Source organism: Alicyclobacillus dauci, assembly GCF_026651605.1.
In the GTDB taxonomy this organism is placed as follows: Bacteria; Bacillota; Bacilli; order Alicyclobacillales; family Alicyclobacillaceae; genus Alicyclobacillus; species Alicyclobacillus dauci.
The window spans coordinates 110863-123842 of sequence record NZ_CP104064.1 but is presented as its reverse complement, the minus strand read 5'-3'; the positions used below and the strand labels follow the sequence as shown (position 1 = coordinate 123842).

Here is a 12980-nt window from a genome sequence, read left to right as displayed (position 1 = left end):
TTAACGAAACGAAAATCCTCTCTTTTCGAGAATCGTTCTGAGGTTCTGGCGCAGACTGGCTGAGGCCGCAATGGTCTCCGGTCGCGTGCAACGCCTTGCGGTATGTTCACACCAGCCGTAGTCAACCCCCTCGTGCTCCGGTTCCCCTGCAATGGATACCCTTCTACCATCGTAGGTGCGTCGAGCAATCATTACCGTGTCATATGCTTTTAATCCCTCATCGAGCGATCCCGTAGCATACTGTTCTTCATGTACAGTCACACTCATCGGAAGACGAGGTTTGACTCCTCGCCGTATGCCGGCCCGTTCGTAACCAATCGCTAGGCCAGCCAACGCAAACACACCGTTCGGGAGATTCAACTCGTCTGCGACTGAATCCGGATGGTTGCGGATGGACCCGACGGGAACCGTCGCTAGACCTAGGGATTCAGCTGCTACCAGTGCATTCTGCAAAGACAGGGACGCGTCAACGGAGGCAAGCAAAAACATCTCTAGTGTTTCGGCTGCGAAGACGTGTCCCTGGCGCTTGGTAACATGTTTCAATCGGTAAATGTCAGCACAGACTACTAGAAATATCGGAGCCTCCTGAATGAACTGCTGGTTTCCCGAAAGCTCGGCCAACCGTTCCTTCCTGGCTCGGTTCTTCACAACAATAATGCTGTATGCTTGCAGATTGGACGATGTCGGGGCGCTTCGGGCTGCGGTGAGAATGGCAGTCAGCCTATCATCGTCCACCGGTTGGGGTTGGAAACCCCTCACTGACTCGTGGGACGTAAGCACTTTAATCGTCTCGTTACGTACGTCACTTGGAAGGTTCAAACCCTCTAACGTCAGTCGGTTTTTTATGATTCCGCTATTTACACTGGAGGCTCCCCTTTCAGGAACGTGGGCACAGAATCACCCGGATACAACCGGCTCCCCCTCTTTCATAATCAGCTGCCCGTCCACATAGACGGTCGGCTTCTTGATCACGCCGTCCATATGTACGCCAGCCTGCACAGTGCCGCCAAACGTCGCGTTGCTTCCGAACGCCACGTGAATCGTTCCGTAGGCTTTTTCGTCTTCCAGAATGACACCTGTTAAGCGTGCTTTCGGATTTGTCCCAACGCCAAGCTCCGCAACGTTTCGCGCCTCTTTGCTGCTGCCGAGTTGCTGGAGCCATTCGTCCGCCCGGTCACCTTCTGCACTCACGAGCAGGCCATCTTTAACCGTCAATTTCAGCGGATCAGAAAGCAAACCGAGCCCTACCATCGATCCGTCGATAACGAGTTCACCTTGACCAGATCCTTCAACCGGAGCAATATACGCTTCTCCCGAGGGCAAGTTCCCAGACTGGCCAGGCTCCCGATAGATGCCGGTGCTTGGGATACCCGTTCTCCCTCGGATGCTGCATTCAAAAACGGAACCGTCCTTCTCCACGCGCACATGATTGCCCTTTGTGAGGATCTCGGTAATGATGTTTGTCAACCGCTGGACTTGCGTGTAATCGGCGGTGATCGGACCATTTTCGAACATATCCAACGTGATTCCGGGCATTGTAGCGATGCGTGCACCTGCTGCCGCAGCGGCCTTCTTGGCCATCGTATGGGTGAGTGAGTGGAGGGTCGGGCACACCACCACGTTTGCCTGGCTCATCGCTGATGTAACTAGATTAGGCGGCTCTTCACCACTTCGCTGGCGCGGAGACATTTCGATAAGAATGGATTCCGCCGCCAAGTCCTGCCCGGCACGTACCAATGCCGCACAGATCTCTGGGCGAGTGCCGTCTGACACGACGAGTAAGGTCTCAGACGGTTTTACGTCCAGACACTGAACCAGAATTCGACCTGCCGTCTGTATGAGTTTCTCTGAGGTTTCGTGTGCCATCGTCTTCCTCCTAAAAAACGACGAACCGATACCTAGTCGGTGGTCCGACAGGTAACGGATCGCCGCTCACTGTTCGCTGCTTAACCTTTTTTGGCTCCGAAAAACTGAAAGATGGAATGAAAGAATCCATATAATGCGTCGCCGGCGATGAAACCAGCCGCCAAGATGCTCATGGTGCTCTCCGCTTGTTTCCCGTAAATCTTGAGGGCGACGATGCGGATTGCGAGACCGACAAGCACGGCCCAGCCAGCGAGTGGATTGTTGATTAACAGACCCGTCGCAAAGAGAATACCGATTTGTCTGGACGGACCGCCAATCAGTTGCACTATCGCGCCTGGGATGGCCCAGAGTAGGAGGTTGGTGGAGATGTGCGGATCGGACAGCCCCGCCTTGATGGTGGCGACATACACCTTGTCGACCGGCGGGATTAGCCCGTGGGCAAAGTAGTTTTGGTGAAACGCCGCGACAATGATAAAGGCTGCGGCAAAGCCTACAATAGACGCCCAGTATTGTTGTCGACGCCCGCCCAGCTCGTAAGCGCGGCTATGACCGGATCGAAGAATCCAACCGGATTTAAAGTCGTATCCCATATCCGCGAAAGCCGGCCCTGTGGCCGCTGCAAAGGAAACCAACACCGCGAGAGGCACGGCAGGGAAGTGAAGGAGCATACCAACTACGAGCGAGATTAACGCAACGGCGAACGCGGGGAACCAGCCTGCGTGCATCGCGGATAAGCCAACTATCAATTCGTGGGCCAGCGCAACAAATGCGGCAAAGACAATCCAGCCAATCATCGCACCAACTGACATGTGCGCCCAGAGCCCGGTGGCAACGGCTAGAAAAATAGCGCAAAGCAGATAAGCGAGAAATCCAAACATGACCGCCTTAGAAATGTCGCGATCGCTCCGCGTGGGCCCATGTTGAAACTCACTAGGCGATGCCACTTCGGTTGAGATGGTTGCTGCCGATTCCGACGCTGCGGAAGATTGCGTCGCGGGACGTTTTTTCATCAAAATCCAGATGACCTGGACCAAAGCAACCAGTCCAGCGCCTACCATGATGCCGTGGGGAATGTAGTACGTATCAATGCTCACGCCAAACAGTTGCTTATCATAGCCTTTGACAAGCAGTCCGATGCCCCACATCGCGAGTGCCCAAATGTTTCCTATGAAGGCTACACCAAAAGCGGACATGGAGATTCCAAAATATGATCCAATCAGTCCGATGCCTGTACCGTACAACAACAGGCGCCCACGCCTGCCGCCCTTGTCACCAGCCAGGATAGCTTCACCCGTGGCAACACCAGGTGGCCATGCATTGGCAGCAGGGAAAATCCGGGTGTCAAAAATCTTGTAAAGAATTGTTGCATCTATCACCAGCGCGAATGCAACACCAATCAGAACTGGAACCACCAACCCAGGTTTGCCAAGTAGGAACGGGATTCCAATAGGCAACAAAAGTGCGTTCGCTGCGCCAAATGTAGCGCCCGAAATCGTGGTCTGGACCAGGTTTTGACGATGAACGGACTTGAACTTCTGAAATGCGGCCCCTGGGATCCGTGCAATCAGCATTGCAATTAAGGCACCAATGATAGCAGTATTTGGCGTGATACCAAGTGTGACAATCAATTGTATCCCGATGATGGCGCCGAGAAAGCCAACAATCAAATTAAAGATAAAACTGGATGGCTCGAATAGCCTTGGGTGGGACGAGTTCTCCGACTCACGCTGGTCCTTATCGCTCATTCGTACACTTCCTTTCCAACTAAAATTCAGGCCGAGACAGTCTCTTAGGCCAATTCCGCGGCAAAGCGACCAACTACAGACCGTGCCAAAATAACGGGACATGGTAATTCACGCCGTAAGTGTTCCTTCATCTCACCGGTGTAACCCATACAGTCGAGGACGACAGCGTCCACTTCGTCCGTCTTAAAGCGGCGGCCTTCTTCGACAACGGCTTCAAGTCCGTCATAAGGAGATGCCGCTCGTAGCGCAAGCTCCGAAACAACGTTCCGCCAGCGGGTTTCCTGCTGGTTAAACTGGCCCTCGTCAGGCGTCAGGACACCCAACTTGAATGGTTTGACACCAGCCATGCCTCTTACAAAGTTTGTCAACAGATATTCCGGGACCAGAAGTGGAACTTTCGCTGTCAGAATAGGAAAGGTTCCAGTGCACAGAAGAACAATAGCCGATACGTCGTTCTCTAATTTCTGGATAGATTGTTGAATGCGTGGAATGACAGCTTCGTCAGAGATGGTTACGGACGATCCGTCACGCATTCTGGTCACCAACACCTCGTTATCACCCGTTGGTCGCATCGCATCCACTTCCGCTGGAGTCAACCCATCAAGGGCACCCAATTCACGGAAAACAGCTTCAGACCCCAAGTGCACCTGTAACTCCGGAATGATATCAACGCGTGGAGACTGGCCTATCGTGATAGCTCCGATTTCTGGCATGTCTATCCCCTCAATTCAAATTACGTATTCGCCCCTACTGATAGTGTCTGGGCCGCGTACCATGTAAAGAGCCCCTCCGCTTCAACTGCGTCTATCACCACGCAACCCAGTTCAGCGCGGAGAACGTCAGCGAGTCCAATGGTGGAGTATCCCGTACAAGCAAACAGAATGGCCTGAGCACCTTGTTCAAGCAACGATCTCGCCGCTTCAATTGCTTGCTTTCGCCCCTCGGGGGTAAGTAGATCCGTGGTGTTCTCGACGCCTCGGGGATGGGCGTAACCAGTTAGCAGGTTGCCCAAGGTGTCTTTCACAACCTGCGGAGCGTCATCGGTAATCCCGAGAACCCCGGTTTGGAGACCAAGTCCTTGTGCGACCAAGGCAGCTGCACTGCCTGCTCCAATAACAGGGATATTCAGTCGCTCACGCAGTTCAGCAACAGCAGGATCGGCTGCACAACTGATGACAACAGCCTTGGCCCCGTCTTTCTCAAATTGCTCTGCAAGTTCGATAATTTTTGGGACGGCAATCTGTTCCGTCTCATCGTTGTGGATGCCAAATGGTTGATCGGGAATGGACCTACTGGTCGTCTCCAAGCCGTACTTACTCGATATAAGGTTTCCGTGTTCCGCTAGTAAACTAGGATCTGCCAAAGTTACCACGCGCACGACACCAATCATCTGAATCCCCCTTTCTCACAGTCAGAATGAATAATAAATATTTTGTTAATTGCCATTATAGAAAGCCGGGTTAGTCCATGAGTATAGCCATCGTCCCAAATAAAGCACGGTGATTTTATGCAAGCGTCCAAACGAAACCAAGTATTGTGAACAATAGAATTTACTTTCGGAGAAATTAATTGGAGCGACCTAAGCCAAGTTTCCAAGCGCGCAACGTGAGATTCAGTCGAAACGATAACTCAGGATCATTTAGGTCTCTACCAAGAATGTCTTGGATTCGTTCCAGCCGGTAGTGAACCGAATTTCGGTGGATGAACATCGCTGCCGCGACTTGCTTTGTGTTCCCACCAAACTGGAGATAAATATCGAGGGTGCGCAGAAGATCTGTACCATTTTCCAAGTCGTACGCATGAATTGGAGAGATGAGCGACGTGTATAATCGATCCAACGTCGGATGGGGCCCCATAGTAAGCAGCATATCTTCGACATATATATCGCTCCAATGAACAACTCGTAAATCGGGCCTTACCTTCTTACATACACTCATTGCACGTCTAGCCTCTTCGTAACTTTGACCCACATCCCGCAAGTCCTGTCGTGCCTCTCCGATTGCCACGCGCATGGATAAACCGAATCGCTCCTCAACCTCGACTTGCAGCGTAGTCACCATGTGACGAACGATCTGCTGCTGTGTGACTGGGTTTGACTCTGAGCTGGCGAACAACAAAACAACATGGTCCCCAACTGAAGCCGCGACGAACACGGTCCGATGTGTTTGGTTGATCCAGTCTGCAACTTGGCTTTGAACTCTATCTTTTGATGACATGTTCCCCGGCTGGTCTTCGAGGGGCTCCATGACCATCACGACGCGAGATAGGCCCTGTGGAAAATCGAGCTGGTTGGCTCGCTGCACGAGAATCCCTTCCATTCGCAACGAGCCGGACAACAATTCAACGAGAAACTCCTCTCGAACGCGCTTTCCCTGTGACGCGTGAGCATCTTTCGCGGTCAGTTCAAGGGACATGAGTGCCACCACTTGGTCCAGACACATCGTTTCAAAGGCGTCGGTTAGGTCCAGAGTACGGGTCAAAGCCACGTACGCCATGGCCGTATTGCCGGATCGGATATTCCTTACCATCTTCACGTCATCAACAGTAAAGCCAGCGGTTCTCATCTGGACATCTCCGTTGAAGGTCAGCAGCGCCGCCTCGCATCCGAGAAGTTGGCCGAGAACATTGAGGAGTTCCTGACTGCGCTGAGTTGCCAGTAAGGTTACAAAGCGACTATTGATATTGTAAACTTCACGCATCATGGTCAGTTGCGAATTAAGAATCTGCTCCATAATTGGCTGCGTAATCTCGATGTATGGAATGGCAGAGGGAATTTCAATTAATGGAATACCATACATGTTGCTCAACTCAATGGCATCCGGTGGGGTCGCCTGCAAAAACCGCTTCGGTTTGAATCCAACTGCTGCTCCGTCAACATGATGTATTTCTTCGAGCACACGACACAGACCCTGTGGATTGTCCTGAAAGGAATAGCCTGTCGTCAGCACAAACTCACCCTTGCGAAGCCATCCTGTTATGTCGGGGATTTCCATGATATCCACACACAGAATCTCGTTTACTGTTCCCTCGAAACCACCGACCAGCTTGGCATCCTGCATGATCGGCAATTGAAGCAGCTTCTCGACCGTAAACGGAGTTTGCTCCATAGAAATCCCCCCCTATATTCATCGTCAACCTATCGAAACATGTGCAGACCCATAATAAATAATCATCATAATGACATTTTATACGAGTCCTCGTAGACTTGTCGTTTCATTAACCACGATCCGCTGAAGAAAATCCCCCAGCCGGCTCCGCAGTAGATATTGTATTCTCAGTTCGCCCTGCCCGGCGTTTGTAAATGGCTCATGGACCCGTACAACTGGAGTAAACGTTGAAATTCTGCTTCATCATAAAAAGCACATTGATTTTCACCGTACGCTTTTGCCACCTCAATGCAAAACTTCGCTGCGAGCGCGATATCTACCTCATGACTCGCACCAGTAGCGCATCCGGGCACAGATGTCTGGGCTGTGACAGCGACGCCGACGACCGGAGCCCTCGTCGCTACGGCTGGTTGGAGAATACTGTTGATATGATAGACGTCGTTGCCGTACGGCGTGATGTCCTGAGTTGTCACTGAGAACGTTTGTGCTACGCTTCCAGTCGAAATCTCCATCAGTGATACGAGATCGTCACTGAACTTAAGAATGTAGCCCTCTTTTACAGTAGGAGAAATTGCGATCCCGCGATGATTAAACACCCGATTTCCCTTAGTCGTATCAATAGACAAGATAGCATCCATGTCTTCCCGAACCTCGTACCGGTTCATCGTTAAAATGTCCACCGGAGAATCCATAAAGGGAACCGGGGTATGTGGACGAGTGGGTGCATCCGGGCAGATGTGCGTCGATACAATGACGTCCCCTAATAGAACGTCTCCCTTTCCCTGCATGTCCGTCAGTTTGAGGGCAGCACTGAGTGCCGCCACCGCGCCGTCGGCATCCGACACCAGTCCCGTTCGTTCAGGGCGCGCACCAATGCCCCCGAGCCGACCGACAATACCGAGTGTTGGCGCTTTGCCGCCGAGCAGTTTCCCACCCCTTCCCGGGATGACGATCTCAATAAAATCCGTGCTCCCCTTCGGACCAGTGACAGTTTGTACGTTGACGTACTTCGCGCCACGGGCTTCAAAACAGGCTTTTACCTTCTCACCGCTTACTTGTGCGTCGTCCAAAAGCTCAAAAATGTCTATCGTCTGTTTTAGCGTCATCGATGTTCTTCCTGCCTCTCCCTAGTCGTTCTCTATGAGCTATACATTGACTGCCCCACTGAACACGTAACGAATAACCGGCTTTCCGACTGTCTCTTCAACTGGCCGGAACAATTCCGGATCCCGCATTCCAGCTCCTAATTTCAAGCGATCCTTCGGTACACTGACTACCACCACCAGCTGTCCTGGATGAATCTCCGCCGTGATAATCGGTTTCCCTGTCTGAGCGTCCAACGTCATAACGAGGTCTGGGAAGGTCGCCAAGCGCTCCCCACTCCGTTCCAATGTCATATATTCGTTCCAAAACGTCAGTTCAACATCACCGACAGTGACTTTACCGACGTCGAATCCACCCTTCGTTTCCAAGTAGACGTCACCGACAACGCCCTCGTAGATAATCTGGCCACCAAGGTAGTTCAATGCTGCCTCAATCACCGCGGCACCACCTGCAGCTTGCGCATGCACCATGCGTTTGCCCAAGTCGATAGTTTGTGAAATTCCACCTACAGCACAATGTTCACGAGCATACTTGACTGAAACCGGATTGCGTGCAACGGCAACAAGTCCCCCGGCCCGGACGGAGAGGTCCCGAATGGAAGCGGATGCCGCCGTGATCGATCCGGCGACAACCGTTTCCAACTGTCGTTCGCCAAAACCTCCCGCAGCCGCCTGGATAGAGGTATAACCTGGTTGTTGGTGTAGGCCAATTGAACCCATGACACCAGTGGGATGAGCGCGGCCATTGCACGGTGCGTCGACAATCGGCACCCCAAGCATGGCGGACTGCAGCCAACCGTTGACCGTTGTTCCCGGGCCGTTTTCATTGGTCATGATGCCAGCGACCGGTTTCTTCAGCCGATCCTGAAGCATTTCCAATGCGCGGACATAGTGAACCGGTTTGACATACTTATCCTTGGCGGCCGGTGCACCAACCATGGCGACCGTTACCAACAAATCGTCGTCATCAAACTCGTCTAAAGAAGCGAGTCGTGGATTACCAATCTCAATCGCAAGGTTCCCAATGGCCCTTCCATCGTCCGGCCAACCGCCTCCTCCCCCGCCGAGCAGTGATCCGCCCGTGACGGCGTAAGAGACGTCATCCTTTGTAAGCTCTCGTGCCATCTCGTCGCCTCCATTAACAGGTAAGAATCATTCATGAATTCAGATTACATACCACGTTTGGCAGCATCCATGGATCGTCGAACAAATTGGATAGGGGGTATTTGGATTTGGGACCAATGTGGAAATTTACTGAAGTAATGAGAACACGCGAGGGGATATGTACCGCAAATTTGGTAGCATACGAGAACGTTTAGAGAGTGTTAAGTCACACCGTAGGTCAGCGCATCTGTAGTCCACATTACGAATGATTAGTTTGAACAAATATATCGGTACTTGTCTACCATCAGGTTATTTAATAGTTAAAGATACCTACACATCATGTCATGTATAACGTATAGTTAGCATATGGTGCTGTATAATTATGGTAATCGGTGGTGTGCTCAATGAATAGACTTTCCGAACTATCCCGCAATCTCCAACTCATACAAACACTGAGCTCCGTGGACCTATGTCTTTTTGTAACCGACATGACTACCGTAATTGATTATCTACCAGGTAAAACAATTGATCTAAAAGTTCCCATCGGTGCACCACTCGATCAGTTCGCTGGGACTGTTACATACAAATGCCTTCAGACTGGTGTACCACTACGCGAGGAACGGGATGCCACCCAATTTGGGGTACCTTACATATCTACTGCCGTCCCCATTATGGATGGAGAAGAAATGGTTGGTGTGATAGCGGCCGTAGCCTCTAATGTCCAAGGGGAAGCACTTCGAGTAGGTGCGTCTCAGTTATCAGCAGTGCTAGCGGATGTATCATCCACAACCGAACAATTAACCGGGTCATCAAATGATGTCGCCAGTCGTTTAAGTAAACTGTCTGAAGAGTCTCAGGGCCTAAACGTCGAACTACAGAAAATCAACACAGTTCTGGAATTTGTAGAAGATGTTGCGTCTCGGTCCAAGATGTTAGGTTTTAACGCTTCCATTGAGGCCGCACGTGCTGGAGATCACGGACGAGGTTTTTCAGTCGTCGCAGCAGAGATTCAAAACATGGCCGAACAAAGCAGAAGCGCAGCAACTGAAATAACCAGTTTATTGGAGAACATTAAACAATCCGTCGCTCGAGTCGACGATACCTTACAGCAAATAGCCGGGTTTACTGAAGAACAAGCAGCGGGTATGGAAGAGATGTCCGCAACATTTCAGCAAATTGGGGCCACAGCAGAAAGTCTTCTACAGGCGGCAGTGGGTAATAAGGAAGAAATCGGTTAAGAAAGTTACCGCCAGGTTACCGTCCACGCTGGGGCGCCCAAAAAACGGGACGGCTCGCGCCATCCCGTTACAACCCCACACTTATACGCCCAATACCTGCGTAAAGTAATCTTCACCGCCAAACTGTCCGCCTTTCAAGGCTAATTCCAGGCCGTCGATCCGGGAGTCGTCCGAGTAACAGCGACAGAGCGGCGCGCCCGGCGAAATGGAGGTGATCATCTCCATTGCGTAGATGCCGAGTTGCCTGGTCGCATAGCTGGACGTATCACCGCCAGAAATAACCAACCGTTCAATCCCAGTCTCCTGAATGACCATTTTGGACACTTCACCCAAATAGGAACCGAGGATCTGACTGGTGTCAGAAATCTGTAAACCGCTCTCGACGATTTGACGCTGATTCTCTTTTATACTCGGGTCATCCGGCCCGAGTGCAGTATAAATAATAGGGTTCTTCCCACGACGAACAATCTCACTGGCTTGGTCCACAATGTTCTCCAACGCTGCGTTTCTATCGGTGGCGTTCATCACCTCTGGTAGGGACAGATGAATGCCCTCGAATCCGTGAGTCAACGCCCACTGCAACTGTTGCTGCGTCACAGGGGAACAACTGCCGGACACGACCAGCAATTGTTCGACCTTTTTGGGTTTGAGATGCTCACGGCCAACCCGCACCGTGGACTCTTCAAGTTCTCCCTGAATCGAGGAAATCACGTGTCCAACTCCGGATGACCCGATGATGAACAGGGGTTCATCCGCGTTGCGAGAAGCGGCAAACACCGCGCCAACTTGTTCAACATGTTCCCGTGTGAGTGCGTCGAAGACAACAGCCTCCGGATTGTTCGCTAGCTTATTTCGCACGGTGTCAAGCAGCGCACTTCGAGGTTGTGCGAGATCAAGTACATCGATGAGTCCAACGTTGGCCGCGCCTTGCTCCTGTAACACGAGGCGTAAGTCTGCTTCGTGCATGGGCGTGATCGGGTGGCGAGACATCGTGGGGTGCCTGTCCAAGCGGTGGACCTCCCCGCGCATCGCAGCGTAATGGCTCCCGAACACCGTATATCTTTTGAGGTCCGGTGAGGCGACAAACACCGGCACCCATTGCTGTTTGCTGAACACATCTTGCGAAATGCGCAGGACCGTCGCGATATTGCCGATCTCCTTGGAGGAGTCGAACGTTGAACACACTTTATAGTGAACATAATCGCTGCCCAATTCTCGCAGCCTCGTGAAAATTGAAGGGAGTTCCTGTTCCATTTGCACCGGGTTCATGACCCGACTGTTCCCGGCAACACCAACACATTTGATGTGTGGGAAACGAGCCAACACGTCTTTACTGGGGACGTCCAGAAATAATACGGTTGGCAGCCCGCCTATGGTCAATGCCTCCATGGCATCTGTCGATCCGGTAAAGTCATCTCCATAAAACGAGAGGACAATTTTTCCACGCTCTAGCGAAGCATCCTGTTGCATTGTCTATCTAGCCTCCAAACCTGCGTAAACGTCATGAAGTCAACTTCCGCGAATAGTTGATGGCAATGGATGAAACGGCCATCAGCAAACCAGCCACTGCAAACATCACGAATACGCCGACGAAACTGCCGCCGCTATTTTGTACGATCACGCCAACGAGAATTGGAACAATGATCCCGGCGACGTTCCCTGAAAAGTTCATTGCACCCGTCAGCTGACCTACATGTTGTTTGGCGGAAAGTCGTGCTGGAACACTCCAGTACAACCCGCCCCAACGCAAGAAGAAATTCGCGAGACTAACAAGTAGGATCGCGGCCGTTGGCGTGGTTACGTGGTTAACTAGGATGATAGCCACAGCCACACCTACCCCGGCGAATCCGAGCAAGCTTCTCATGACGGCGTTGACGGATGCACCGGATCGAATCAGTCGGTCTGCCAACTGTCCTGCGAACAATTCACCCACGAAGCCAGCGCCAAAAATGACAAACGTCCAAACGCCGGTCATACCAAACGATACGTGTTGCACTTTGCTAACGTAGGAAGGGGCCCATGTCAACAGTCCGTAAAGGACAGCGTCGTAGCCAAAGAAGGCCAGAAGCAACATCCATGGGCTTGCGTGCTTAAAGTATTTCACTGCGGAAGAGTATGCGGTTTCATCATGTTCATCTTCCGTTTCAATCTGTTCGAGATACGCGACTTCCTCTTGTGTAATCATTGGATGGTTCGCTGGATTGTCACGCATGAATACCCAAGCCAAAACGCCAATCAGCACGGTGAGGAGACCAACTGCACCAAACGCCAAACGCCAGGTCCCGAGCCCAACAATTAGCCCCGTGACCAAAAGTCCACCAAACGCGGTACCCAAGGGACCGCCGCCGTCAACCAGCGTACTGCCTCTGGCGCGTTCGTTCTTCCGCAACCAGCGCGTAAGCGATGAATTTGCCCCGTTTTGCACTGGTCCCTCGAAGACCCCAAGCAGCATGCGCATGCCAATCAATGAAGCGACGCCACTCGCCAATCCCGTCAGACCTTCGATAATGCCCCATCCGATCAAGCTGGCAGATACAACTTTACGCGGTCTCAACTTATCGACGAGCCACCCACCGGGCAACTGCATCAGTGCATATGTCCAGCCAAACGAGCTGAGGATGATCCCCGTCGTGACGGAGTTGATGTGAAGATCCTTGCCAATGAGCGGCATCGCTATAGACAAGGAAGACCTATCAATATAGTTGATAATCATGACCAAGATAAAGAATCCAAACATCCACCAACGCAACCCGCGAACTCGAAACCGAGCGGGCTCCTGTGCTTTCACTGGAGTGTTTACCTGCATTTTGACACCAC

11 protein-coding genes are annotated in these 12980 nt (G+C 51.9%); 1 reads left to right on the top strand and 10 read right to left on the bottom strand.

The window, feature by feature from the left end; genetic code table 11:
- The 8 genes from NZD86_RS00570 to NZD86_RS00535 form a co-directional block, all read right to left on the bottom strand.
- Window positions 1-759 (bottom strand): NADPH-dependent oxidoreductase, encoded by a 759-nt coding sequence (locus tag NZD86_RS00570; protein ID WP_268044547.1) that lies wholly within the window; start codon window positions 757-759, stop codon window positions 1-3.
- Window positions 760-897: 138 nt separating this feature from the next.
- On the bottom strand, window positions 898-1866 hold the full coding sequence (locus NZD86_RS00565; RefSeq protein WP_268044546.1) for an aminopeptidase: 969 nt from the start codon (window positions 1864-1866) through the stop codon (window positions 898-900).
- A gap of 80 nt (window positions 1867-1946) precedes the next feature.
- Window positions 1947-3611, bottom strand: a complete 1665-nt coding sequence (locus NZD86_RS00560; protein ID WP_268044545.1) for an OPT/YSL family transporter — start codon at window positions 3609-3611, stop codon at window positions 1947-1949.
- Between the two features lie 44 nt (window positions 3612-3655).
- Window positions 3656-4324 (bottom strand): AroM family protein, encoded by a 669-nt coding sequence (locus NZD86_RS00555; protein WP_268044544.1) that lies wholly within the window; start codon window positions 4322-4324, stop codon window positions 3656-3658.
- Between the two features lie 20 nt (window positions 4325-4344).
- Window positions 4345-5001 carry an aspartate/glutamate racemase family protein gene (locus NZD86_RS00550; protein ID WP_268044543.1) on the bottom strand — a complete coding sequence of 219 codons (657 nt, stop codon included), beginning with the start codon at window positions 4999-5001 and terminating at the stop codon, window positions 4345-4347.
- 175 nt (window positions 5002-5176) lie between these two features.
- The gene (locus NZD86_RS00545) at window positions 5177-6718 is read right to left on the bottom strand and encodes a PucR family transcriptional regulator (RefSeq protein WP_268044542.1); all 1542 of its coding nucleotides are present in this window, start codon (window positions 6716-6718) and stop codon (window positions 5177-5179) included.
- 167 nt (window positions 6719-6885) lie between these two features.
- Window positions 6886-7824, bottom strand: coding sequence for a DUF1177 domain-containing protein (locus NZD86_RS00540; protein ID WP_268044541.1), 939 nt, complete (start codon window positions 7822-7824; stop codon window positions 6886-6888).
- Window positions 7825-7863: 39 nt separating this feature from the next.
- The gene (locus NZD86_RS00535; RefSeq protein ID WP_268044540.1) at window positions 7864-8946 is read right to left on the bottom strand and encodes an S-methyl thiohydantoin desulfurase family protein; all 1083 of its coding nucleotides are present in this window, start codon (window positions 8944-8946) and stop codon (window positions 7864-7866) included.
- Window positions 8947-9413: 467 nt separating this feature from the next.
- Here NZD86_RS00535 and NZD86_RS00530 point away from each other — a divergent pair, with 467 nt between their 5' ends.
- Window positions 9414-10163 carry a methyl-accepting chemotaxis protein gene (locus NZD86_RS00530; protein ID WP_268044539.1) on the top strand — a complete coding sequence of 250 codons (750 nt, stop codon included), beginning with the start codon at window positions 9414-9416 and terminating at the stop codon, window positions 10161-10163.
- Window positions 10164-10244: 81 nt separating this feature from the next.
- On the opposite strand, the gene NZD86_RS00525 is transcribed toward NZD86_RS00530, so the two are convergent.
- Together NZD86_RS00525 and NZD86_RS00520 are read right to left on the bottom strand one after the other, a co-directional pair.
- Entirely contained in the window at window positions 10245-11633 is a 1389-nt protein-coding gene (locus NZD86_RS00525) for a four-carbon acid sugar kinase family protein (protein ID WP_268044537.1), read from the bottom strand.
- A 31-nt stretch (window positions 11634-11664) separates the two neighbouring features.
- Entirely contained in the window at window positions 11665-12969 is a 1305-nt protein-coding gene (locus tag NZD86_RS00520) for an MFS transporter (RefSeq protein WP_268044536.1), read from the bottom strand.
- Window positions 12970-12980 lie beyond the last annotated feature (11 nt).